The following is a 23,919-nucleotide window of genomic DNA, read 5'->3' as shown; positions in this document are numbered from 1 at the left end:
AGTGGGGAGTCCACCGCCTCCAGGATCGCGGCGACCACCGACGCGTCGACCTCGTCGCCGGTGAGCAGCCGCACCGGCCTGCCGTCCTCGACCAGCGCGCGGACGAACCGGGTCGTCCCGTCGAGGTAGCGCCGGTGGATCTCCGCGGCCCGCGCGCGGTCGTCGTTGCCGCCGTGGAAGTCCATGACGCCGACGCAGACCTTCCCCGGCGTGTCGGACGGCGCTGCGACGGGCGGCGTCGTCGGCGCCGGCAGGGCGAAGGCGAGGTCCGGGTAGACCTCGTCCCGCGCGGTGTCCACGCCCATCGCCCGTATCGCGTCGCGGGACAGGGCGTCCCGGTACGACCGGTACGCGGCCAGTCGCGCCGACCAGCGCACCAGGGCCCGGGTCGGCCGGTCGCGGATCGCGGCGGCGCCGACGCCGACCAGCGCCACCCGGGTGCCGAACACCCGGCCGGATGCGCAGAGCAGGAACAGCGCGTACGGGAAGCCCCACGGCCGCAGCGGCAGCGTGGCCTCCAGGACGCCCATGCCCGGCACGATCACCACGTCGTGCCGGCGCACCCAGGCGGCGGTGCGGACGGCGTCGACGAGTTTGCCCAGGCCCTTCGCCGCGACCGCGCCCGCCCGCGATGCGGTCCGGTACTCCCCGCGGTACCAGTGCAGTCGCGTCGCGGGGATCCGGTACCGGGCCGTGACGACCTCGGGTCCGCCGCACAGCGCGTCCACGACGGCCTCCGGGTGCTCGGCGCGGAGGTAGCCGAGCACGGCCTCCAGCGACCCGTCGTTGCCGAGGTTGCCGGAGCCGAGCAGGCCGAACACCCCGACGCGCACCGGGGTTCCGCGCCTCGGCGTCATGCCCGCCTCCCCTCGCGTCCGGCCACCAGGTCGTCGAGGGAGACGGTGAGCTCGGCCGGCGCGACGGGGGCGCGGTCCTCGACCCGCTCGCCGACGCCCGGCCGCATCCGGCTGGTCATCCAGGAGGACAGGTGGCGGTAGCACGCGCGCCGGTCCTGCGAGGACAGCGGCGCCCGCCGGATCGCCGCGACGAAGCCCCAGACGTACTCGGCGAGCAGCCGCGGCGTCGGGTGCAGCAGGCCCGCCCGGCGCGGGTCCAGGTTGACGCACCGGGAACGCTTGGACGGGTTGGCCCGCTCGGCGCGGGTGGGGTGGTCGCGGCGGAAGTACAGCAGCTCCGGGACTTGGTGGAAGGGGCCGTTCAGGCCGATCTCGGCGACGAACGTGCGGTCCGCGTGGTGGTAGCTGTCGTGCGGCTTGACCCGGCGCAGCACGTCGGCCCGCATCACCCCGTAGAAGTCGTCGCCGCCGGGCTCGAACAGCATGCTGCGGAAGCGCACCGGCGCGGACGGAGAGTCGGTGGCGAGCCCGTACTCGTAGGGGACCTTCACCCGGCCGTCGCCGTCGATGACCGCCTGGCCGGAGTGCGCGAGGATCACCTCGGGGCGTTCGTCCAGGGCCTCCACGCAGCGCAGCAGCAGGTCCCGGGCGTACAGGTCGTCGTGCGAGGCCCACTTGAACAGCTCGCCGCGGCACTCGGTGAAGACGTAGTTGTGGTTGGGCGCGGCGCCGATGTTGCGGGGCAGCCTCAGGTACCGGATGCGCGAGTCCTGCGCGGCGTACTTGCGGCAGATGTCCTGGGTCGCGTCGGTCGAGGCGTTGTCGGAGATGACCAGCTCGAAGTCCTCGTAGGTCTGGCCCAGCAGGGCGTCGAGCGATTCGACGAGGTACTCCTCGCCGTTGTAGACGGGCAGCCCGATGCTCAACCGGGGAACGGTGGTCATGGCGTCCTCACTTCGGGGATGGCGTCCGCTACTTCGGGGGTGGGGGCGCGGTGGTGCTCGCGCAGGGCGGCCCGCAGCTGCAGCCACCACACGGCCGAGCCGCAGGCGGTCGCGGTGGCGACGCCCCAGGCCGAGCCGGCGGTTCCGGCCGCGGCGGCTCCGCCGAGCCCGCCGCCCAGGTAGCAGGCGGAGGCGAAGAGTTGGCAGCGCAGGCTGCGCCGGGCCGCGGCGAGCGCGCGCAGACCGGCCGCCGCGCCGCTGCCGAGGCCGGCGCCGGCCACGCCGAGCGTGGCCGGCACGATGAGCTGGGAGGCGGAGTGCCAGACGTCGCCGAGGACCAGCTCGCCGAGCCGGTCCGGCATCAGCAGCAGCGCCGCGCCCCACAGCAGGGCGGCGCCGGCCTGCCCGCCGCCCAGCAGGAAGCAGAACCTGCCGAGCCGGTGCGGTGCCTGCCTCAGCACCCGGGCCGCCTCCGCCACGGTGACCAGCGACAGCCCCATCAGCAGGGCCAGGAAGGGGCCGAGCAGCAGCTCGGCGCCCCGGACCGCACCCACCGCGCCGACCCCGACGATCGCGCCGAGCCCGTACGCCCGCAGCTGGCTCGCGCCGCTGAGGCTGACGTTCTCGACCAGGTACCGGCTGCCCAGGTCGCGCTGTTCGCGGAGCCACCCGCGGGCTTCGGTCACCCGGGGCCGGAGGCCGGACTGGAGGCAGCCGTACCCGGCGGCCACCGCGGCGGAGCCGCCCCAGGCGAGCACGAAGGCGGCCACGCTGGCCAGGTGGGCCGCCAGGAGCATGGCCGGGACGAGCGCGACGCCCTGAACGACGTCGTTGGCGAACGCCTTCTTCCCGGTGCCGGCGGCGAAGAACGCGAACCGCCAGGAGTCCTGGAGCAGCAGCGCCGGCAGGGCGACGCCGAGGCAGGCGAACGCGGGCCCGACGGTGCCGCCGAGGCCGAGCCCGACCAGCAGGCACACCGTGCCGAGGGTGGCGCCGACGCCGAGCGCGGCACCCGTCGACCGGGCCGCCGCCGCGCGCCAGGGCGCGTCCGGCACGCCGCTGAAGCGCACCACGAGCGGGTCGGTGGCCAGCCCGCGGGCGACGTTGAGCACCACGCCGTAGGTCAGCCAGGCCAGGCTGAACACGCCGAACGCGGTCACCCCCAGCTCGCGGGCCACGTAGATGCCCACTGCGAAGTTGGTCATGCTGGAGGCCGCCTGGTCGGCCAGCCCCCAGGACAGCCGGCCGAGCACGCCCCGCTTGGCGGTCCGCCCGGTCTCCCCGGACGGACCGGCCGTCGTCGTCTGCACCCCCTCGGTGGTCATCCGCGTCATGCCTTGATCAGCCCGGCGCCCTCCAGGGCGCCCGCCGCGACGGCGACCGTGTCGAACGGCAGCCCGGAGCGCTCGGCGACGTCCAGCAGGCTGTGCTCGCCGTCGGACATGTTGAGCACCCAGAGCATGGCCATCTGGGCCTGCTTGGCGTCGCTGCGGCCGCCCAGCGAGTCGTACAACCCGCGCCGGCCCAGCTGTGGTTCGCCGTAGGGGCTGAGGTTGAGGTAGCGCCGGTTGCGGTCGAGCACGGCGAACGCCTCGCGGCAGACGGCGAGGGTGTCCGCCATCGCCTCCGGGGAGATGAAATCCAGGTCGTCCGCCGAGGTGTGGTACTCGGGGTACCCGGCGTACGGGGTCCGGGTGAGCGAACCGACGCCGAGGTCGAACCCGGGCGAGCAGTACTGCCGCTCGTCATAGCCGTACGGAGTGAACTCGGCGACGCGGTGCGGGCGTTCGGATGCGGTCAGGACGTGCCGCAGCACCCGGTCGATCTCCGCGTCGCCGCGCCTGCTCTGTTTGTACGTCAGTTGGCCGGGGTCGCCGGCGCAGGCCAGCACCAGCCCGTGCTTGACCCGCTCCACCCGCTCCGCGTTGCGGGCCAGCCAGGTGATCGCCCCGATGGTGCCGGGGGCGAAGATGAACCGGTAGGTGTACCAGGGGGTCTGCCGCGCCAGCTCCCGGGCCAGGAACGTCGCCACCGCGATGCCCGCCAGGTTGTCGTTGGCCAGCGACGGGTGGCAGACGTGGCAGGAGACGATCACCTCGTCGGCGACCTGCCCGGGGACGACGTGCTCGGCGTAGGTGAGGTGGCCGTCGGCGATCGTGGAGTCGATGCGCACCTCGTACTCGCCGTCCGGCATCGCGTCCAGGGTCTCCTGGGACAGGCAGAACCCCCACTCCGGTGCGTAGTAGCTGGTGCGGTACGGCACCAGGGTCGGCTGGTCCGGCAGTGTGTGCAGGTGCCCGCGCAGCTCGCTCAGCGGCATGGTCGCCGCCACCGGCACGCTGTAGCCGAGCACGTGCAGGCTGGACGCGGCGAAGTCGACGACCCGGTTGCCGGCCGGGTCGGCGATGTACGCCTCCCGGATGTTCCACTCCTGCGGCACCGTCCAGTCGAGGACCTGTGTCCCGGTCGGCACCTCGTGCACCTCCAGCGGAAGGTACTCGCCGACGATGTCCAGGGTGGCGCGCACCCCGTCGCCGGTGATGCTCCGGCAGAGCGGGTACATCCGCTCCACCAGTTCGTACATCTCCTCGCCGACCGCGCTCATCGTCGCCACCGCAGGGTGTCGTCGACGGTGCCGGCCTCGGACGCCTGGCGCAGCACGGCCAGCCGGGTGTAGCGCCGCTCGAAGTCCTCCCGGGTAAGCCCGAACTTCCGGTAGGCGTCGGCGAGTTCGAGCGCGCCCTGCTTCACCGTCCACTCGCAGTCGAAGCCGGGGATCGCGGCGCGGAACCGGGAGAAGTCCACCCGGTACGACCGGGGATCGGCCCCGGCCTCCCCGGTGATCCGCACCTGCGAGCCGTCCACCGCCTCGGCGACCTGCTCGGCGATCTCGGCGACCGTGACGTTGTTGGTCTCGCTGCCGATGTTGAAGGCCCGGTCGTGCACCGCCTCCTGCGGGGCGACCAGCGCGGCGGCGAAGGCCCGGGCGATGTCGGCGGCGTGCACCAGCGGGCGCCAGGGGGTGCCGTCGGAGAGCACCAGCACCTCACCGGACAGGAGCGCGTGGCCCACCAGGTTGTTCAGCACGATGTCGGCGCGCAGCCGGGGCGAGTAGCCGAAGGCGGTGGCGTTGCGCATGTACACCGGGCTGAACTCGCCGTCAGCCAGGTCGTGCAGGTCGTCCTCCACCCGCACCTTGGACTCCGCGTACGGCGTCACCGGGCGCAGCGGGGCGTCCTCGCCCACCAGGTCGTCGCCGCCGGCGGCGCCGTAGACCGAGCAGGTGGATGCGTAGAGGAAGCGCTGCACTCCGGCGTCGCGGGCCAGCTCGGCCAGCCGTACGGAGGCGTGGTGGTTGATGTCGTAGGTGAGGTCCGGCGCCAGCGAGCCCAGCGGGTCGTTGGACAGCGCGGCCAGGTGGATCACGGCGTCCACCCCGGCCACGTGCTCGGCCGTGACGTCGCGCAGGTCCACCCGGTGCCCCGGCGGGTCCGCGGGCGTCGGGCCGAGGACGCAGTCCGCGAACAGGCCGGCGTCAAGGCCGACGACTTCGTGCCCGGCGTCCGCGAGGAGCGGGGCCATCACGGTGCCCAGGTAGCCCTGGTGTCCGGTCAGCAGTACGCGCATGGTTCATCCCCCCAGATTGAGAGTGCCCAGATTGAGAGTGACTTTGGTGGCGTCGAACGCCTCGGCGTAGCGCGCGTGGCATTCGATGCCGCGGATGCGCGCCAGCCCGAGGAAGGCCTCCCGGTCGTACCAGGGCCGGTGCCGTTGCGAGGCGTAGTGCTCCTGCAGGAGCCGTACCTTCCGTTCGGCGATCTCGTCCGTCAGCGGCTGGTAGGCCGTCGGACGGCCGAGGTCGGCGTCCCACTTGACGATCTCGTAGCCGAGCACGAGGTGGTCGCGGAACGCGGTGGTCATCAGCTTCGCCAGGCCGCGGTGGTCCTGGTGGGCGTCCTCCGTGCGCGGGGCGAGGACCAGATCCGGCTCGGTCCGAGCGCGCAACTCCTCCACCGCGGCCTTGGCCTCCTCCCAGTGCGCGGGCACCCGGCCGTCCGGCAACTTGAGGACGGTCAGGCGCAGGTCGGCGCCCGGGCAGAAGGCGGCGAGCGCGGCCTGTTCCTCCTGCTCCCGCTCGCCGCCGCCGCCGGAGAGCACCAGCGCGTCGACCCGCAGACCCGGCCGCGCCAGGCACATCGTCAGCAGCGTGCCGCCGGCGCCGATGGCGATGTCGTCGCAGTGCGCCCCCACCGCGACGATCCGCTCCAGGGGCCCGGCCCCGAGCCGGATCACGCGGTCCTCACCCCGACGCCGGCCCCGCTGCCGGTCGCGCCCGCCCCGGCGCCGTCCCGCTCCCACACGGCCCACGGGCGGTCGCCCCGCGCGTAGGCGACGTCGAGCGCGGCCCGCTCCTTCACGGTGTCGGTCGGCTTCCAGAAGCCGCGGTGCTGGTGGGCCACCAGCCGGCCCTGCTTGGCCAGCCCCGCACATCCGTCGGCGACCAGGTCCCCGTTCTCCGGGATGTGGTCGAACACCTCCTGGCGGAGCACGAAGTAGCCGCCGTTCTCCCACAGCGGCATGTCGCTCACCGCGGTGATGCCCCCCACCAGGTTGTCCTCGCCCAACTCCACGCAGTGGAAGGAGGACTGAGGTGGCACCACCATCATCGACGCCCCGGCGTCGCGCTGGGAGAACCGCTCGATCATCTCCGGCAGCGGGGCGTCGGTGAGCACGTCGGCGTAGTTGGCGAGGAACATCTCGTCGCCGTCGAGGTGGTGGCGCACCCGGCGCAGCCGCTCGCCGATCGGCGACTCGATGCCGGTCTGCGCGAACGTGATCGTCCAGGAGGATATGTCGGTGGACAGCAGCTCGGTCTGGCCGCCCCGCAGGATGAAGTCGTTGGACGTCGTCTCCTCGTAGTTGAGGAAGAAGTCCTTGATGTGCCGGGCCCCGTACCCGAGGCACAGGATGAACTCCGTGTGCCCGAAGTACGCGTAGTAGCGCATGACGTGCCAGATCAGCGGCCGCGGGCCGACCATCGCCATCGGCTTGGGCACGTCGTCGGAGGATCCGCTGCGCATCCGCAGCCCGTAACCGCCGCAGAACAGGACGACCTTCATGCCTTGACCTCGACAATGCTCAGTTCCGGGATGGGGAAGACCAGTCGGCCACCCCACTCGTGCACGAAGGACAACTGCTCGACGAGCTCGGCCCGCAGGTTCCACGGGAGGACGAGGACGTAGTCCGGCTTGTCGATGCCGATCTGCTCGGGCGCCAGGATCGGGATGCGGGTGCCCGGGGTGAACCGGCCGTGCTTGTAGGGGTTGCGGTCGACCGTGTACGGCAGCAGGTCGGGCCGGATGCCGCAGTGGTTGAGCAGGGTGTTCCCCTTGCCCGGGGCGCCGTAGCCGACGACGGTCTCGCCGCGCTCGGCCGCGTCGATGAGGAAGCGCAGGAGGTCCCGGCGCACCTTGGCCACCCGGGCGGAGAACTCGGTGTACCCGGACAGCTCCTGGAGCCCGGCGGCCTTCTCCCGGTCCAGTACGTCGGCCACCCGCCGGCTCGGCTCGCCGGCCGCCTCGGCCGGCCGGGCCCACAGCCGGATGGAGCCGCCGTGGGTGGGCAGCAGCTCGACGTCCACCAGCGTGAGTCCGCCGCTCGCCAGCGCCCGGACCGCGGACGCGACCGTGTAGTACTGGAAGTGCTCGTGGTAGATCGTGTCGTACTGGTTCTCCTCGATCAGGGTCAGCAGGTGCTGCACCTCGACGGAGACCCAGCCGTCGTCGGACACCAGGGCGCGCAGCCCCCGGGTGAACCCGACCACGTCGGGGATGTGCGCGTACACGTTGTTGGCCACGACCAGGTCCGCCGGGCCGTGCTCGGCACGGACGGCCGAGCCGGTGGCCGGGTCCAGGAACGCCGTGAGCGTGGGCACACCCGCCTCCCGCGCCGCGCCGCCGACGTTCACGGAGGGCTCGATGCCCAGGCAGCGGATCCCCCGGTCCACCACGTGCTTGAGCAGGTAGCCGTCGTTGCTCGCGACCTCGACCACGAAGGCGTCGGAGCCGAGTCCCAGCCGCTCCACGGCCCCGGCGACGAAGGTGCGCGCGTGCTCCACCCAGGACGTCGAGTAGGAGGAGAAGTACGCGTACTGGGTGAACGTCTCCTCCGGCGTGATCAGCGGAGGGATCTGCGCCAGCCAGCAGTCGGTGCACACCCGCAGGTGCAGCGGGTACGCCGGTTCCGGCCGGTCCAGTTCGTCAGCGGCGAGGAAACTCTCGCACGGCGGGGTCGCCCCCAGGTCGACGACGCTCCCCATCGCCGTCGAGCCGCAGAGTCGGCATCGTGTCATTTACTGCCCCCAATCCTGCTCGCGCGGGTGCCCCGCGGCGAGCCAGCGTTTCCATTGCCAACCGGCGGCGCGCTTTCCGCGCCGCCGGACCGACCCGCGATCGCGGTTCGGTACCCCTCCACCAGGCGCTCCAGCCCGACGGCCGGGCTGAACCCCTGCTCGTAACGGCGCCGGGCCGTCCGGCCCATCTCCCGGTTGCCGGCCGGATCGGCCGTGATCCGGCGCAGGCAGGACGCGAGCGAGTCCACCTGGCCCGGCCGGTGCAGCAGCCCGGTGACCCCGTCCTCGACGAGCTCGACGAAGGCGCCGTGACCGGCGGCGACGGCCGGGACCCCCGCCGCCATCGCCTCCACGACCACCAGGCCGAACGCCTCCAGCCATGTCGAGGGAGCCACCACGGCGACCGACCGCGCGACTGCCTGCCGGCACTGGGCCTGGTCGTACAGGCCGACGTACCGCACGTCGTCCCGGCCCGCCGCCCAGGCGGTCACCTCCCGCTCCAGTGGCCCCGTGCCGGCGACCACGAGCGGCACGCCCACACCGCCGTCCGCGGCGATCTCGTCCCACGCGGCCATGAGCAGCCGCACACCCTTGGCCTCCGCGAGTCGGCCGAGATAGAGCAGATGCTCGCCGGCGCCCGTCCGGCAGGCGCCCGGGTCGGGCACGAAATTGTGCTTCACCGCCAGCCGTTCGGCCGGCAGGCCGGCCCGCGACAGGACGTCGCGCTGCGCGGCGGAGATGCAGAAGAACCGCTCCACGCCGGACCACCACCGCCGCCGGTTGACCGACAGGCTGACCGCGAGCGGCACCGTCGCCAGCCGGGAGTTGCGGTAGCAGCCGTGCCGGACGGCGGGCAGTGGTGACCCCCCGACGCACTCGGTGCACGGCCGGCCGTCCCGCTGCAGCGTGCCCGGCGGGCAGACCTGGGTGTAGTTGTGCAGCGTGGCGACGGCGGGCACGTCGGCGTCGGCGCAGGCGGCCAGCACCGCGGGCGACAGGAGCGGGAAGACGTTGTGGACGTGCACGACGTCCGGCCGCTCGGTGCGCAGCCGGGCGGCGAGCTCCGCGCGGACAGCCGGGTTCCACGGCACGAGCAGCGGCACCGCGGCCTTGCCCAGCAGGGACCGGGCGGCGATGTCGTCGCTGCGCCGCTCGAACACCTCGACGCGGTGGCCGGCCTCGCGCAGCAGCCCCACCTCCTGGTCGACGACCTTGTTCTCCCCGCTCGGCTGCGCCGAGTTGTAGCGGTTGTGCACCACGAGGATGCGCATGCTCACGTTCCCTCCGATCTATGGGCCCAATGCGGTAGGCGGCCTCGAGGGACCTCGGGCGTCGAGAGAGGAGCGGCCGCGGCGGGTGCCGCCAGCAGCGAGGCGGCCACGGTCAGATGGAGCAGGTACGGCGAGGCGTCGCCCAGCCCGGCCTCGGTGTACGAGGCGATCGCGCAGTAGCTGATCAGGAAGATCGCGCAGGCCCTCGACAGCGACGGTGGCCGCAGCAGGGCGACGCCGCCCAGCACGATGAAGACCGCCGCCACGATGGCGACGCCGGCCAGACCCTGTTCGTTGTAGACGGCCAGCCAGCTGTTGTCGATCGGCAGCCCGCCGAACGACTTGTCGCCCAGGCCCATGCCGAACAACTGCTCCGTGGTCGTTCGGGGCGCTGCCAGCAGGGCGTCCCAGACCTTGGCCCGACCGGTGAGGTTGGAGAAGTTCTCCTGGCTCTGTCCGCGCAGGAACCACGCCTCCAGCAGCGAGCTCAACCCCACCGCGGCCGCGGTGGCGCACAGCACCGCCCAGGCGAAGAACCGGCGGGCGGCGGCGCTGGTCAGGATGAGCGAGCCGATCGCCAACGCCAGGCCGATGATCAGGCCGAGCGTGGCCGTCCGGGTGTGGGTCAACGCGAGCAGGACGAGTGACGGCACGATGACTGCCGCCGCACCGGCGCTGGTCGTCCGGCGGTCCAGGAGGAGCAGCACGGTGAGCCCGATGATCACCGCGGCGTACTGTCCGATCTGCGGTGGGGTGAGCGGCCACAACGCGCCGACCAGCCGACCGCCGTAGAGCTCGGGCATGGCCGCGCCCGGTGAGACGACCAGGCCGGCGGCCACCGTCGCGAGCACCGCGAGGTACATCCGGATGTGGTACCGGACGAACGTCTGGTTGCCGTCCCACCAGCGGCTGAGCAGCCACAGCGTGCCGACGAAGAGCGCCAGTCGGAAGCAGCGGAACAGCGCGCCGAACCCGGACTCCAGGTTCGCGCTGGAGATCACGCTCAGCACCAGCATCAGGGTGAGCAGGAACAGGAAGGCGCTGGCCCGGACGCGCAGCCGGAGATTGAGGACGAGCGCCAGCACGAACGCGGAGACCAGCGCGCCCATGGTGGCCATCTGGATGAGGGAGCGGGGCAGCGGGATGATGGTCCGCGCCCCGGCGGAGCCGAGCGTGTTGAGGATCAGCAGCCCCCAGACCAGCTCGACGGTCTTCGGGGTGCCGGCGGGGCGCGGTCGGGCGCCGGGCCGCGTGCCCGCGGACACCTCCGACTCGCTCGGCACCGCCGCCCCGTCCGGTCCGCCCGGCAGCCCGTCGTGCGTCAGGTCCCGGCCCATCTCAACCACCGGCCTGTGGCTGGAAGGTGCTGCCCGCGTCCTGCTGGTACGGCGTGCTGCGCCACTGCCCGAAGTCGAGCGTCCGGCTCGGGTCGTGGGCGACGAAGCTCCACGGTCCGAGATAGGTGTTGTCGTGCCAGTGGTTCTGCTGCTTGCCGGTGATCGCCTCGGCCACCGGTTCGCCCTTGTACGGCGACCAGTCCGGATAGGTGCCGTAGTTGGCCAGGAGCGCCATGCGGCCGCACTTGACCGTGCACCCGACGACGGACGGGTCCAGCGTGAAGCGGTTGTCGTGGATGTCCACCCACTGGGTCTTCCACCGGCAGTCGGCGTAGAGCGGTGGGGTGGCGATCGTCGGCTGGGCGCAGCGGTCGGTCTTCTTCACCAGCAACGTGCAGTCACCCGACGAGGTGTTGGCCGGGCTGTTGCAGAACCGGTCGGCGTTCTCCCACAAGGTGATCCCGGACCAGTTGTCCTCCAGCACGTTCCGGTAGATCTCGATCTTGTTCGTGCGGGCCGGGATCCGCGGTTCGCCGCCGGACTCGGACAGGTAGACGGTCGCGTACGGGAAGTTGTCGCCGCGGTCGGCGGCGTTGCGGCCCTCGACCCAGTCGTTCCGCCGGATCGTGTTGTTCCGGATGACGGCGTTGTAGCTGGTCTCGTAGATCAGCGCGGCACCGTCGTTGGCCTCCAGCACGTTGTCCTCGATGCGGAAGTCGTTGTTGTTGGTGTCCGCCCACAACCCGGGTCCACGGTTGTCGTGCACCCAGTTGCCGCGTACGTCGGCGCCGTTGACGGCCCAGAACTTGACGCCGCCGGTGCAGCCGCAGCCCGGCTGCCGCTGCTCCCACTGGTCGGTGTCGTTGGCCGTGATCTCGTTGCCCTCGACCGCCAGATCGCTGACGGGGGCACCGGCCTTGTACGCGTTCATGCCGTACTGCCCGTTGCCGCGCAGGCAGTTGGCGCGGACCCGCTGACGGGCACCGGCCATCAGCCCGGCGCCGGAGTTGTTCTGGATCGTCGCGTGCTCGATCACCCACCCGTCGGCCGAGTCGTGGTTGACCACGCCCTCGTTCTGCGGCGCGACGAAATCCTGCACGGTCAGGTAGCGGATGGTGACGTCGGCGGCGCCACCGCTGAACGCGTACTCGTTGGTCTTCCCGCCGTCGAGCACCGCGCCCGGCGCGCCGAGGTAGCTGTCCCCTTCCTTGGGGACGACCTGGGCGTACCGGTCCGAGTCGAGCCTGTGCGTCCCCGGTTGGAGCCAGAAGGTGGTGTTCGGGGGGCTGCTCTTGGTCTTCGCCGCCAGGTCACCGACCACTGCCGGGTCGACCGTCACCGCGCCCGCCGGCGCGTTCGCCGGCCCGGCCTCGGGGTTGGCGCACACCCGGGCCGCGGCCACGGCCCCGGACGGCGTGGCGGTCGGCTCCGGCCGGGCGTCCGAACCGCTCGTGCAGCCGGTCGCCAGCAGCAGGACCGACGCCAGCGCCCCCCAGTGCCGCCTCTTGATCCCCACCCGCACCCCTAGCCCCGGAACCCGAGCACGGTGGTGAACCCCTGCGAGCCGTCGGCGAAGCCGGTGCCGACCAGCGTGGTGGCGGGAACCTTCCGTCCGAAGCCGGCGGAGTACCAGCCCAGCGGAGGGTCGGTCTCCCCGCGGTGTGCCCGCCAGGTCAGCCGCCCGGGCAGGTCGAGCACCGCGGAGCGGTCCTCGCCGCCCCGGGTCCAGGTCAGCACGGCCCGGTTCCCCGTCAGGTCCGCGGTGATCGCCGGGCCGAGGTGGAAGGCCAGCCGGACGGCGCCGCCCTGGCCGATCACCTCGTCGGTGATCCGCAACTCCCGGCGGGTGTAGTCAAGTTCCACCCGGCGGCGGTGCACCGAGGGCTGGTAGCCGTCGTGCTCGGCGCACCAGCGGGCCACTGTCGGGTCGGAGGTGTCCGCGACCAGCACCTTCGTCCGGGCGTGCCTGGTCCACAGGAACGGGCCGCCGGAGACGGACTGGTCCCGGCCGTGCAGCTCCATGGTGTTGTGGCCCAGGGTCGAGCGGAAGTAGCGCCGCCACTCGGGTTGCCCGTGGTAGCAGAACGTCCCCGGGTCGGCGAGCACCTCGACGCCGTCGTGCCGGACCTCCACGGACAGGGCGTCGGCGTGGCCGTGCGCGGCGATGGACAGGAACCCGTGCGGGCCGCCGTCGCAGCGGCACCAGATCTCCTCCCCGGCGCGCAGGACGGTCATCCCCGCGTCGGGGAAGTGCACCGGCCGGCTCGCCGGGCGGGTCACCGAACCGTCGTTTCCGTACGGGCGGATCAGCGCGGCCAGCAGCGGGGTGCGCGCGTTGGCGGCGGTCACCTCCGGCCACCAGGGCAGGCGGCCGAACACGGCGCCGCCGGTGGCCAGCAGCGAGGCCCAGCGGTCGGTGCCCGCGCCGTCCAGGACCAGGCCGTGCCCGTCGTCCGCGTCCCCCTGGCGCGGGGGCCGCAGCCGGTTGTCCACCACGGCCGCGAGCGCGTCGGTCATCCGCAGCAGCACCAGCCGGACGGTGGCGGGGACGGGCACGACGGCGGCGTCCGCCTCGGCCACCGCGGCCAGGCCGAGCTCCAGGACGAGCCCGTGGTACTCGGTGGCCAGCTCCCGGTTGAGGCCGGAGAGGAAGGTGTTGGCGCGCAGGTGCCGGTCCAGCGAGCGCAGCGCGTCGGAGCGCCACCGCTGCGAGGAGGGGAACCAGTCGAACGCGCAGGCCGCGGCGAACTGCCCGGCCGCCTCGGCGATGACGTGGTTGTTCGCCGAGGAGCCCCGGCTGGGGAAGGCAGCCAGCCAGCGCTGGTGGTGCCAGATCTGGTGCAGCGCCGTCGGGTTGTCCTCGAACAGGGCGGCCGCGCCCGACCAGCCCTCCAGCAGCCGGCGCACCCACACCCAGGACAGCAGCCGGATGCCCAGCTCGATTCCGCTGACCCAGTGCACGCCCTCCAACGGCGGGTTGGCCTGCCACCAGGAGCGCAGGTGAGCGGCCGCGCGTTCGGCGTAGCGCTCGTTGCCGGTGATCGCGTAGGCGGCGGCGAGCACCGTCAGGTACTGGTGCCGGGAGGGCTCCCAGATCTGCTTGATGTCCCCGACCGCGTCCTCGTCCCGGTACGGCACGGCGAAGGCGTAGCCGGCCGGCGCCCGGCGCCCGGTCTTCGGGTCGAGCCACCAGTCCGGGGCCGCCATGTCCTCGCGCTCCACGCCGAAGAACTCGGCGTGGCCGTCCATCAGCCGGTCCGCCTGGGCGACCAGCCGCTTGGCGGCGTCCGCGGGCACCGCGTCGATCGCCCCGGCGGGCAGGACGGCGGTGAACCGGGCGCCGGCCACCGCCGGGCCCGGCGGCGGCGTCAGCGACCGCCACCGCCGCCGGCGCAGCGCATCGCCCACCCGGCCGGCGACCTCCTGCGGCCCCATCGCCGACAGGCGCCGCAGGTACCAGCCCGCGCTCATGGTCACAGCGACCTCGCCAGGGTCACCGGTGCGCCGCCGGCCAGGCTCGCCTGCACGGCCAGGGTGGCCGCCGTGGTGGCGACCAGCGACTCCAGTGGCACCGGCATCGGCCCGCCGGTGCGCACCGCCTTGATGAACGAGGCCAGCTCGTTGGACTGGCCCTTGTCCCGGGCCTTGGGCAGCCGGGAGCTGACCCAGCGCTTGCGGCCGGCTGTGCTTTCGAAATACACCGAGGCGCGGACGAAGTCGTCGAGCTTGAGCACCTTGCCGTCCGCGAGGAGGTCCAGCGTCTCCTTGGGGAAGGCGGGCGCGCCGGAGGTGACGTAGCTGATGGTGGCGGTGGAGCCGTCCGGGTAGCGCAGGACGACCTGGAGGTCCTCGTTGCCGGACGGGGCGACGGCGTACACCGAGACCGGGTCGGCGCCCAGCAGCCAGCTCGCCGTGTCGACGAAGTGCCCGCCCTCGCCCTCGAACCGCGAGCCCTCGGTGTCCTGCCGGAGGTACCAGCTGCCGTGCTGGAGGCGGCCCGCGTTGACCAGGTAGCGCAGGCTCGCCGGTCCGGTCCGGGCGCCCAGGCGGTTCTTGGCCTCGCGCAGCAGCGGCGCGAACCGGCGGTTGAAGCCCACCTGCAGCCGGTCGTTGCCGGACTCCTCCACCGTGGCCAGCACGGAGGCGAGTTCCTCCTCGCTCAGGGCGAGCGGCTTCTCCACGAAGACCGTCTTGCCGGCGAGCAGCGCCCTGCGGGTCAGGTCGGCGTGCGAGCTGTGCCGGGTGACCACGAAGACCGCGTCGATCGAGCTGTCCCCGAGGACGGCGTCGAGGTCGGTGGTGGCCTGGGCGAAGCCGAACTTGCGCTGGGCGTTGGCGGCGGACAGCGCCGTGGTGGTGACGACGGTGGACAGCGCGACGCCCTCGCGCTGCGCGAGGTGCGGCAGCAGCATCGAGGTCGCGTAGTTGCCCGCGCCGATGAACGCCAGCCGCACCGGGGACTTGGAACTACGGGCCGGGGCGGCCTGCGCGGCGGGGCGCCGTACGGCGGGCACCTCCAGCTTCGGGGCCGGCGCCGCCACCTCCGCCGAGGGGTAGCGGAACAGCGCGGTGACGGCCTTCAACTCGCCGTCCTTCAGGCGCCGGTACGTCTCCACGGCGTCCTCGAAGTCGGCGACGTGGGAGACCAGCGGGCCGACGTCCACACGGCCGCGGGCCATGAGGTCGAGGAAGCACGCCAGGTTGCGGCGCTCGGTCCAGCGCACGTAGCCGATCGGGTAGTCCCGCCCCTCCAGCTCGTACGACGGGTCGTAGCGCCCGGGGCCGTACGAGCGGGAGAACCGGACGTCCAACTCCTTCTCGTAGTAAGCGTTCCACGGCAGGTCCAGGCGGCACTTGCCGATGTCGACGACCCGGCCGCGGTCCCGGGCCAGGTGGGCGGCCAGCTCGACGGGCTGGTTGCTGCCGCCGCCGGCGGCCAGGTACACCTGGTCCGCGCCGTGACCGTCGGTCAGCTCGGCGACGGCCGTCTCCACGGCCGCGGACCCGGGATCGCCGCAGGCCACGGCGCCCAGGCGCTCGGCGAGTTCGCAGCGCGCCGGGTCGGGGTCGGCCCCGACGACGCGCACCCCCGAGGCGGCGAGGAGTTGCACCACCAGCTGCCCGATCAGCCCGAGGCCGATGACCAGCGCCACCTCGCCGAGCTGCGGCTCGCCCTGGCGCACGCCCTGCAAGGCGATGGACCCGACGGTACCGAAGGCAGCGTGCTGCGGCGCGAGGCCGTCCGGTACCGGGGTGTAGAGGTTCTTCGGCACCCAGTTCAGCTCGGCGTGCAACGCGTGCTCATTGCCGGCGCAGGCCACCAGGTCGCCGACCTTCACATCGTCGATCCCGGCGCCGACCTGCTCGACCACCCCGCACAGCGAGTAGCCCAGCGGCGTGTAGGAGTCCAGCTTGCCCATCACCTTGCGGTAGGTCGCGGGCAGCCCGTTGGTGGCCACGCTCTGCATGACCTTGGCCACCTGGTCCGGACGCGAGCGGGCCTTGCCCACCATCGACATGCCGGCCTCGGAGACCTTCATCATCTCGGTCCCGGTGGAGATCAGCGAGAAGGCGCTGCGGACCAGCACCCCGCCCGGCTTGCACCCCGGCACCGGCACGTCGAGCACCGACAGCTCGCCGCTCTTGTAGTTCTGCACAACCTGTTTCACCGGAAGTCCCCTTGCTTCTAAACCGTCTTGTGAGCCCTACGCCGTCAAATGAGCGCTGTGGGCGGAGCCGGAGGTCGCGCCGCGGTACCAGTACTCGAGGGTCAGCACGTGCCACAGGTGCTTGGAGAAGTCCTGCTGCCCGGTGGCGTCCTCGGCGACGAGCCGCGCCAGCGCGTCGCGGCGTAGGAACCCGGACCGCACGAGCACGCCGTCGTTGATCACCTCGCGCACCAGCGGGGCCAGGTCCCGGCTCATCCAGGCGCGCAGCGGGGCGCTGAACAGACCCTTGGGCCGGTACACGATCTCCCGGGGCAGGATCGAGGTGGCCGCCTCCTTGAGGACGGCCTTGCCCTGGCGTCCGACGATCTTGCGGTCGCCGGGCACGGTGAACGCCGCCTTGACCACCTCGACGTCCACGTACGGCACCCGCACCTCGGTCGACGCGGCCATGCTGGAGCGGTCCGTGTACGCGAGGTTCAGGCCCGGCAGGAACATCCGGGCGTCGCCCAGGCACATCCGGTTGACGAAGTCGTCGAGGTCGTTGTCCTGGTAAACGTCCGCGTGCTCGGTCAGCACGTCCTGGACCGTCCCGGCCAGGTCCGGATTCACCAGGGCGAGCAGTTCCTCCTGGTCGTACATGGTGTAGCTGCGCCGGAACGCCGTCTCCTCCGGGAGATCGGCGAAGGAGAGGAACCGCTTCGCGAACCGCACCGACCGGAACCCCCGGCTGGCCGTGGCGACCGGCAGCCGGTCCACGGCCGCGGACAGGCCGCGCCGCAGCGGCCGCGGGATGCGCTGGTAGCGCAGCGCGAGCTGGTTGGCCAGGTGCTTGCGGTAGCCGGCGAACAGCTCGTCGGCACCCATCCCCGAGAGCAGCACCTTGACCCCGGCCTCCCGGGCGGCCGAGCAGATCAGGAAGGTGTTGATCGCGGCGGGGTCGCCGATCGGCTCGTCCAGGTGGTACGTCATCCGCGGCAGCAGGTCGAGCACGTCCGGGGCGATCTCGATCTCGTGCAGGTCGACGCCGAACCGCTCGGCCACCTGCCGGGCGTAGCGGAGGTCGTCCGGCATCGCCTCGAACCTGGCGTCCTCGGCGCGGAACCCGATCGTGTAGGCGGAGATCCCGGGGTGGTCGCGGGCCGCCAGCGCGGTCAGGTAGCTGGAGTCCAGCCCGCCGGAGAGGAACGTCGCCACGGGGACGTCGGAGAGCAGGTGACGCCTCGTCGACTCCTCGACGATGGCGGCGAGGTCCGGCAGTTCGCCGGCCCGGGCCCGCTCCCGGCCCTCGGCGGCGACGTCCCGCAGGTGCCAGAACCGGCCGCGCTCCACCCGGCCGTCGGGCCGGCACCGCAGCCAGCTCCCCGGCGGCAGCTTCTCCGCCTCACGGAACGCGCACCGCGAGTCCGGCACCCAGTAGTACAGCAGCGAGGCCACCAGCGCGGCGTGGTCCACCTCCAGGGAACCGCCGGTGGCGGCGGCCAGCGCCTTGAGCTCGGAGGCGAACACCAGGCCCTCGCCCCGCCGGACCAGGAAGAGCGGCTTGATGCCGAGCTGGTCGCGGGCGAGCACCAGTTCACCGGTGCGCTCGTCGAAGATCCCGAACGCGAACATGCCGCGCAGCCGCGGCAGGCAGTCCGTGCCCCAGCGCCGCCAGGCCTCCAGCAGCACCTCGGTGTCGGAGGTGCCGCGGAAGCGCACCCCGGTGGCTGCCAGTTCGGCCCGCAGCTCGGGCGCGTTGTACAGCTCGCCGTTGTACGTCAGGACGAGGCCGTCCGAGACCATCGGCTGGGCGCCGGTCTCGGACAGGTCGATGATGGCCAGCCGGCGGTGCCCCAGGTGCACTTCGCCGTCACCGACGGGGTGGCTGTACCGGCCCGACCCGTCCGGACCGCGGTGGGCGAGGGTGTCGGTGAGCCGGTCGGTCACGACCTTCCCGTCCGGCCATAAGAACGTTCCTGCGATGCCGCACATGTGTTACCGCGCCTCCTGGTCGCTGTCCGGGACCGGTGCGGTCCACATCGATTGCCGCTCCGTCCGCCGCCGGCCCGTCCCGTTCCGCCGGGCCGCCCGCCGCTTCCGGCCGCGCCGCGGGCCGGGCGGCCCGTCCCACAGCGTGCCGTCGGTCCGGTCCCGTGGATCAGGATCGATCAGCACCACGCCGATCACCGGAATGCGCTGGTCCGCGAGCTGCCGCGCCACGGTGTGCAGCCACGCGGCGCTGCCGTGCCCGGCGCGTACGACGAGCACGGTCCTGGTGCCGAGGTACTGCAGGTCGGTCCACGCCGTGCCGGGCGCCACCGAGCCGACGCCGAGCCGGCGCTCCTGATCCGGCCCGGCCGCCGCCTGCTCGCCGCTGACCACGGTCGGGTCGCCCGGCTTCGGGCGGCGCTTGGTGAGTTGCGGGCCGGGCAGACCGTCGACGACGACCACCGGGCCCTCCGCGGCCAGTTCCCCGGCCAGGTCCAGGGCGATCGCGCCGGCGCTGCGCGCACAGCCCAGTTCCAGCAGCGACACCGCCTCCGCGGAGCCGCGCACGGTGCGGGCCAGCGTCGTGGTGAGCCTGGTCCGTGCCTCTCGGGTCCGTCGGCGCTGCCACCGCCCGGCCGGTCGGCGGGGCAGGCGGGGCAGCTCCGCGATGACCGAGGCACCGAGGTTCGCCGCGATCTCCCGGCGCAGCACGGGGCGGTCCGCCACCACCGCGCCGATCGCGGCCACCGCGAGCCCGAGGACGAGCCCGAGCACGAGCCCGATCGCGGCGTCGGTGGCCGCCGTCTTGGGCAGGGACTGCCGCACCGCGCGCGGGGCGTCCACGATCTGGGTGCCGGCGACGAGCCGGGGCGTGCCGACCTTCGCCTCGGCGGCGCGCTGGTTGAAGTCGGTGATCCGCGAAGCGAGTTCGGTCCGGCTGGCGTAGAGCGAATTCAGGGTTGCCGCCGCCTTCGGCCCGGTCTGCGAGGATGCGTCCCCGATCGCCTTGTCGACCTGGGCGAGTTCCTCCTGCAGCCGGTCACGCTGGTCGAGCAGCGCCTTGGCCGCGGCGTCCGCGGCGTCCTGGAGCCGCCGGACGTGGTCCGCGACGAACGCCTCGGCCAGCGCCTTGGCCCGGGCCACCGCTTCCGCGTCGCTGTGACCCGTCACGGTGATCTGGAGCAGGTTGTTGGTCAAGCCGATTCCCCCGTAGTCCGGCATGAAGTCCTCCGGCTTCTTCGCGGACCCGAGGGACTTCAGAGCCTTACCGGCGATCTCCGTGGTTTGCAGCAGGGCGACGTCGGTGCGGATCAGCGTTCCGGGGTCGTTCGGCTGGTCCGCCTCGTGCGCGACCAGCACCTTGGTCACCGCGGTCGGCGGCGCCGGCCGCAGGACCGCCACCACCGCGCCGAGCAGCAGCCCGATCAGCGCCAGGGAACACCAGAGGCGACGCCGCCTGCGCACCGCGACCACCAGCGCCTGGAGGTCCAGCAGCGGAGCGGCGGTCGACGACTCCGACGTCGTACTCGTCGTCACTCCGAACGTCTCCCCGCGTCGTCGCCGACCGCGAGCGCCGGCGTGGCGCCCTCCGGAGGCCGGCCGTCGGACTGCGCCGGACGGGCCCGGACCGGACCGGCGAGTACGATGCCGACGACCTCGTGCCCGGCGTCCGCGCACGCCCCGGCGAGGCCGGCGAGTTCCCCCGCGGTCCAGCCGCCCGCGCTGAGCACGACCAGGGCACCGGACGCGTCGTCGAGGTCCGGCAGCAGCGGCCGGGACACCGAAACCCCCACCACCCGCAGCGGCGGGTCGTCCCCCGCCTCGGTGACGAGCTGCCCGGCGGCGAGGCGGGCGGTCTCGTCGCCCTCCGGTACCACGACCAGCAGCCGCCGGGGGCCCGGCAGTTGCTCTCGGAGACGGGCGCACACCCGCCGGTAGCGGAGCTGCCTGCCGGCCTCGTCGCCGGAGGCGTGCGGGGTCGGCAGGTCCCACCGGACGTCGATGCCCAGCAGCCGGCGGACCCGGGCCCGCGGGCCACGGCCCTCCGGCCGGTGCACGGGCCGTTCTCCGGGTACGTCGACGGTGCCGAGGAGCGCCGAGCCCAGCGCCGCGGCGATCTCCGGTTCGGTGCGCAGCCGTCGACTCATCCGTGCGGCGGTGAGATGGCCGATGACCGCGAGCAGGACGAACAACAGCGCCCCGGCGACGACGAGTTGCGTCCTCGTCGGCGGTGCCTCGGCGGACGGTCGGGCCGCCGACCCCATGACGACCATGTTGGCCTTGTTGGCGGCCGGGTCGACCTGGTCCAGCTTCTTGATGGCGTCCTGCAGCGTGTTGCGCAGCTGCTCCAGATCGGTGCGGGTCTGCACGCTGTCCACGGTCTGCCCCGGATCGGCCGCGGCGGCCAGGTCGGTGATGCGTCGGCTGGCCTGCACCACCAGCTGCCGCAGTGCCTCGGGCTGCGCCGCTTCGGGGTCGGTGCTGTCGCCCGCGACCCGCGCGGCGAAGGTGACGAACTGCTGGGCCACCTGATCGGCGAGTTGCTGGGCGTGCTCCGGGGTGTCGGCCGTACCGGAGATCTTGATGATGTTCCCGTCGGCGGCGCTGGCACTCACCCGGTCCTGCAGCTTGCTGCCGCTGACCCCGGGCCAGTTGAGTGTGGCGGCCGCGCGGTCGACCACCACCGAGCTGGTCGCGATCTCCGCCTGGGTCAGCAGCTCGCGGTCCTGCCACACTCCCGGCAGCAGTACCGAGGCCGACGTCGTGTAACTCGGCGGAAACAGCAAGGAGGTGCCGTAACCGACGAGCGCACCCACCACGGCGAGGACGGCGAGAAGCCGCCAGCGCCGACGGAGGATCCGACCGATCGTGACCAGGCGTATCGTTTCGTCGCTCAACGGCGCGGCCTTCTCCCGGGCTGGTCCGGGGAGCCCGACGACCTCGGGTCGCGGCAGGCGGCGGCGTAGGCGTCGAGCAGCGACCGCTGGGAGTTGCGCCAGGACAGCGGCCCGTTGATCCGCTCCTGGCCGATCTTGCCCATCAGGGTGCGCTTCTCCGGATCGTCCAGCAACTGCGCGATGAGCCGGGCGAACTCGGACTCGTCGTTGGCGGGCGCGTAGACGGCGGCGTCACCGGCGGAGACCCGCGCCTCCCGGAGGTCGAACGAGACGATCGGCCGGCCCATCACCATGTACTCCAGGACCTTGTTCATGGTCGACACGTCGTTGAGCGGATTGCGCGGGTCGGGGGAGAGGCACACGTCCGCCGTGGACAGGTAGCGCACCAGGTCGGCGTCCGGGACGCGCCCGGTGAACTGCACCTGCTCCGAGAGCCCGAGCTGCCGGGACAGCTCCACCATCGCGTCGAAGGTGTCGCCGCCGCCGACGAACACCGCGTGCCAGTCGGTCCGCCCGAGCTCGTCGCGCAGCTTCGCGAGGGCCCGCAAGGCGTAGTCGACGCCGTCCTGCGGGCCCATGACGCCGAGGTAGCACAGCAGATGGGGCTTGCCGCGCTTGAGCTCGGGCTCGGGTGGTACCGGCTGGAACCGGTCGGTGTCGGGCGCGCTGCGCACCACGAAGACGTCCTCCGGCCGCCGACCGCCGCGGCGCAGCGCGACGTCCCGGTAGCTCTCGTTGGTGGCGAGCACGACGTCCGCGGCCCGGTACGTCCACCGTTCCAGCGCGCACACGGCGCGGTAGAGCAGGTCCTTCCCGCGGTCGAACCGGGAGAGGTACAACTCGGGCACCAGGTCGTGCTGGTCGAACACGAACCGCGCGCCGCGCCGCTTCATCAGCAGGGCCGGCAGGAACAGCAGGTCGGGCGGGTTGCAGGCGTGGACCACGTGGACCGGGCCGACCTTGCGGGCCAGCCGGACGGTGTGCCACAGCGCCGCTCCGTACTCGCGCAGGTAGCCGGCCGGTCCTCCGGTGGCCGCCTGCAGCGGGTAGCGGTGGATCCGCACCCCGTCGATCTCCGTCTCCGCTTCCGTGTCCCGCTTGCTGCCGCGGGGGCAGATGACGTGGACCTCCCAGCCCGCGTCGCGCAGCGTCGTGCACTCCTGCCACACACGCCGGTCGAAGGGCACCGACAGGTTCTCCACCAGGATCAGCGCGCGACGGGCCCGCCCGCCGCGGCTGGTTGTGTCACCAAGCAAGGCCCATGTACCCCGGTTCGGTCCGGCGCGTCTCGGCGTCGGGAAGGCGGATGAGGTCGACGATCACCGGGCCGTCACCGTGCGGCAGCGCGGCCAGGACGTCCGGCTCCCTGGTCCCGACCACGCACACCTCGGCGTGGTCGAGCACCTCGTCGACGGACTCCGCGAGCAGCTGCGCGAGGTGCGGCAGCCGGGTCTCGATGTACTCGCGGTTCGCGCCGAGGAGCCGGGAGAGGCTCACATTGGGGTCGTAGATCCGCAGGTCGTAGCCCTTGCCGAAGAGCCGCTCCGCCAGCTCGACGAGCGGGCTCTCGCGCAGGTCGTCGGTGCCGGGCTTGAAGGACAGACCGAACAGGCCCACCCGGCGCTTGCCGGTGCGCTCGACCAGCTCCACCGCGCGCTGCAGGTGGTCGGAGTTGGAGGGCAGCACGTGGGAGAGGATGGGCACCGAGACGTCGGCCTGCCGCGCCGCGTGGACCAGGCTGCGCAGGTCCTTGGGCAGGCAGGAGCCGCCGAAGGCGAAGCCGGGCCGCAGGTAGGCGGAGCTGATGTTGAGCTTGCGGTCGGCCAGGAACACGTCCATCACCTGGTGCGAGTCCACCCCGAGCGCGTGGCACACCGCGCCCAGCTCGTTCGCGAAGCCGATCTTGAGGCCGTGGAAGGCGTTGTCCGCGTACTTGATCGCCTCGGCCGTCGGGACCGGCACCCGGAACACCTCGCCGGGTAACCCGTCGTACAGCGCCGCGACCACGTCGCCGCTCGCCGGGTCGAGCTCGCCGATGACGGTCTTGGGCGGGTCGAAGAAGTCCCGCACGCTGGTGCCCTCGCGCAGGAACTCCGGGTTGACCGCGACCCCGAAGTCCACCCCGGCGGTGCCGCCGGCGTGCTTCTCCAGGATCGGCACCAGCAGGTTCAGGCAGGTGCCCGGGAGCATGGTGCTGCGGAACACCACGGTGTGCCGCCCGCCCCGCTCGGCCACCGCGGCACCGATCTGCTCGGCGACCCGCTCCAGGTACGTGGTGCACAGGCTGCCGTTGGGCTCCGACGGCGTGCCCACGCAGACCAGCGACACGTCGCTGCCCATGATCGCCTCGCGGACGTCGCCGGTGGCGCGCAGCGCTCCGGTCCGTACGACCTCGGCGATGAGCTCGCCGATCCGCTCCTCGACCACCGGGGCCCTGCCGTCGTTGACCAGGTCGACCTTCACCTGGTTCACGTCCACCCCGATGACCTCGTGCCCCAGGCTGGCCAGGCACGCGGCCGACACACAGCCCACGTAGCCGAGCCCCAGGACGCTGATCCTCATGACCCGTTCCTCCCCTCGGGCAGGCCCTGTTGGCCGGCCATCCGCGCGCCGATCTGACGACG

At 72.8% G+C, this 23,919-nt stretch carries 18 protein-coding genes; all 18 read right to left on the bottom strand.

What is annotated here, in order from left to right:
* The coding region (locus tag ACFQ87_RS10710; protein ID WP_380610272.1) for a polysaccharide pyruvyl transferase family protein at positions 1–857 on the bottom strand (857 nt) is incomplete at its 3' end.
* On the bottom strand, positions 854–1,801 hold the full coding sequence (locus ACFQ87_RS10705) for a glycosyltransferase family 2 protein (protein WP_380610271.1): 948 nt from the start codon (positions 1,799–1,801) through the stop codon (positions 854–856). The genes ACFQ87_RS10710 and ACFQ87_RS10705, both read right to left, overlap by 4 nt.
* A complete protein-coding gene (locus ACFQ87_RS10700) occupies positions 1,798–3,126 on the bottom strand; it encodes a hypothetical protein (RefSeq protein ID WP_380610285.1) in 1,329 nt (442 codons plus the stop codon). The genes ACFQ87_RS10705 and ACFQ87_RS10700 overlap by 4 nt, the downstream gene beginning before the upstream one ends.
* Before the next feature lie 5 nt (positions 3,127–3,131).
* The gene (locus ACFQ87_RS10695; protein ID WP_380610284.1) at positions 3,132–4,406 is read right to left on the bottom strand and encodes a DUF4910 domain-containing protein; all 1,275 of its coding nucleotides are present in this window, start codon (positions 4,404–4,406) and stop codon (positions 3,132–3,134) included.
* On the bottom strand, positions 4,403–5,428 hold the full coding sequence (locus ACFQ87_RS10690; RefSeq protein WP_380610270.1) for an NAD-dependent epimerase/dehydratase family protein: 1,026 nt from the start codon (positions 5,426–5,428) through the stop codon (positions 4,403–4,405). Before ACFQ87_RS10690 ends, ACFQ87_RS10695 begins: the two co-directional genes overlap by 4 nt.
* 3 nt (positions 5,429–5,431) lie before the next feature.
* Positions 5,432–6,094, bottom strand: a complete 663-nt coding sequence (locus ACFQ87_RS10685) for a PIG-L deacetylase family protein (protein WP_380610269.1) — start codon at positions 6,092–6,094, stop codon at positions 5,432–5,434.
* Positions 6,091–6,921 carry a glucose-1-phosphate cytidylyltransferase gene (locus tag ACFQ87_RS10680; protein WP_380610268.1) on the bottom strand — a complete coding sequence of 277 codons (831 nt, stop codon included), beginning with the start codon at positions 6,919–6,921 and terminating at the stop codon, positions 6,091–6,093. Before ACFQ87_RS10680 ends, ACFQ87_RS10685 begins: the two co-directional genes overlap by 4 nt.
* Complete coding sequence (locus ACFQ87_RS10675; RefSeq protein WP_380610266.1) at positions 6,918–8,153, bottom strand: class I SAM-dependent methyltransferase; 1,236 nt, start codon at positions 8,151–8,153, stop codon at positions 6,918–6,920. Before ACFQ87_RS10675 ends, ACFQ87_RS10680 begins: the two co-directional genes overlap by 4 nt.
* Positions 8,150–9,424, bottom strand: coding sequence for a glycosyltransferase (locus tag ACFQ87_RS10670; RefSeq protein ID WP_380610265.1), 1,275 nt, complete (start codon positions 9,422–9,424; stop codon positions 8,150–8,152). Before ACFQ87_RS10670 ends, ACFQ87_RS10675 begins: the two co-directional genes overlap by 4 nt.
* Positions 9,425–9,426: 2 nt before the next feature.
* Positions 9,427–10,761, bottom strand: a complete 1,335-nt coding sequence (locus ACFQ87_RS10665) for an O-antigen ligase domain-containing protein (protein ID WP_380610283.1) — start codon at positions 10,759–10,761, stop codon at positions 9,427–9,429.
* 1 nt (position 10,762) lies between these two features.
* The gene (locus ACFQ87_RS10660) at positions 10,763–12,277 is read right to left on the bottom strand and encodes a right-handed parallel beta-helix repeat-containing protein (protein ID WP_380610264.1); all 1,515 of its coding nucleotides are present in this window, start codon (positions 12,275–12,277) and stop codon (positions 10,763–10,765) included.
* A gap of 8 nt (positions 12,278–12,285) precedes the next feature.
* Positions 12,286–14,232, bottom strand: a complete 1,947-nt coding sequence (locus tag ACFQ87_RS10655) for an alginate lyase family protein (RefSeq protein ID WP_380610263.1) — start codon at positions 14,230–14,232, stop codon at positions 12,286–12,288.
* Positions 14,233–14,234: 2 nt separating this feature from the next.
* Positions 14,235–16,430 carry a bi-domain-containing oxidoreductase gene (locus tag ACFQ87_RS10650; RefSeq protein ID WP_380610261.1) on the bottom strand — a complete coding sequence of 732 codons (2,196 nt, stop codon included), beginning with the start codon at positions 16,428–16,430 and terminating at the stop codon, positions 14,235–14,237.
* A gap of 36 nt (positions 16,431–16,466) precedes the next feature.
* Positions 16,467–18,401, bottom strand: coding sequence for an asparagine synthase (glutamine-hydrolyzing) (asnB, locus tag ACFQ87_RS10645; protein ID WP_380610260.1), 1,935 nt, complete (start codon positions 18,399–18,401; stop codon positions 16,467–16,469).
* Between the two features lie 3 nt (positions 18,402–18,404).
* Complete coding sequence (locus tag ACFQ87_RS10640) at positions 18,405–19,934, bottom strand: Wzz/FepE/Etk N-terminal domain-containing protein (RefSeq protein WP_380610259.1); 1,530 nt, start codon at positions 19,932–19,934, stop codon at positions 18,405–18,407.
* Positions 19,931–21,295: a Wzz/FepE/Etk N-terminal domain-containing protein gene (locus ACFQ87_RS10635; RefSeq protein ID WP_380610258.1), complete on the bottom strand. Its 1,365-nt coding sequence runs from the start codon at positions 21,293–21,295 to the stop codon at positions 19,931–19,933. The genes ACFQ87_RS10640 and ACFQ87_RS10635 overlap by 4 nt, the downstream gene beginning before the upstream one ends.
* Positions 21,292–22,551, bottom strand: coding sequence for a glycosyltransferase family 4 protein (locus tag ACFQ87_RS10630; RefSeq protein ID WP_380610257.1), 1,260 nt, complete (start codon positions 22,549–22,551; stop codon positions 21,292–21,294). The genes ACFQ87_RS10635 and ACFQ87_RS10630 overlap by 4 nt, the downstream gene beginning before the upstream one ends.
* Entirely contained in the window at positions 22,541–23,857 is a 1,317-nt protein-coding gene (locus ACFQ87_RS10625) for a nucleotide sugar dehydrogenase (protein ID WP_380610256.1), read from the bottom strand. Before ACFQ87_RS10625 ends, ACFQ87_RS10630 begins: the two co-directional genes overlap by 11 nt.
* Between the last annotated feature and the right edge of the window lie 62 nt (positions 23,858–23,919).

It is taken from the genome of Kitasatospora sp. NPDC056531 (genome assembly GCF_042794375.1).
Lineage (GTDB): Bacteria > Actinomycetota > Actinomycetes > Streptomycetales > Streptomycetaceae > Kitasatospora.
Note: the sequence above shows the minus strand (reverse complement) of the source record. Positions and strands in the feature narration are given on the sequence as shown.

What these genes read in the sequence shown, in the direction of transcription:
- ACFQ87_RS10705 (WP_380610271.1), bottom strand. Translation starts at nt 1,801, where the DNA reads ATGACCACCGTTCCCCGGTTGAGCATCGGGCTGCCCGTCTACAACGGC.
- ACFQ87_RS10700 (WP_380610285.1), bottom strand. Translation starts at nt 3,126, where the DNA reads ATGACCACCGAGGGGGTGCAGACGACGACGGCCGGTCCGTCCGGGGAG.
- ACFQ87_RS10695 (WP_380610284.1), bottom strand. Translation starts at nt 4,406, where the DNA reads ATGAGCGCGGTCGGCGAGGAGATGTACGAACTGGTGGAGCGGATGTAC.
- ACFQ87_RS10690 (WP_380610270.1), bottom strand. Translation starts at nt 5,428, where the DNA reads ATGCGCGTACTGCTGACCGGACACCAGGGCTACCTGGGCACCGTGATG.
- ACFQ87_RS10680 (WP_380610268.1), bottom strand. Translation starts at nt 6,921, where the DNA reads ATGAAGGTCGTCCTGTTCTGCGGCGGTTACGGGCTGCGGATGCGCAGC.
- ACFQ87_RS10675 (WP_380610266.1), bottom strand. Translation starts at nt 8,153, where the DNA reads ATGACACGATGCCGACTCTGCGGCTCGACGGCGATGGGGAGCGTCGTC.
- ACFQ87_RS10670 (WP_380610265.1), bottom strand. Translation starts at nt 9,424, where the DNA reads ATGCGCATCCTCGTGGTGCACAACCGCTACAACTCGGCGCAGCCGAGC.
- ACFQ87_RS10665 (WP_380610283.1), bottom strand. Translation starts at nt 10,761, where the DNA reads ATGGGCCGGGACCTGACGCACGACGGGCTGCCGGGCGGACCGGACGGG.
- ACFQ87_RS10655 (WP_380610263.1), bottom strand. Translation starts at nt 14,232, where the DNA reads ATGAGCGCGGGCTGGTACCTGCGGCGCCTGTCGGCGATGGGGCCGCAG.
- asnB (WP_380610260.1), bottom strand. Translation starts at nt 18,401, where the DNA reads ATGTGCGGCATCGCAGGAACGTTCTTATGGCCGGACGGGAAGGTCGTG.
- ACFQ87_RS10625 (WP_380610256.1), bottom strand. Translation starts at nt 23,857, where the DNA reads ATGAGGATCAGCGTCCTGGGGCTCGGCTACGTGGGCTGTGTGTCGGCC.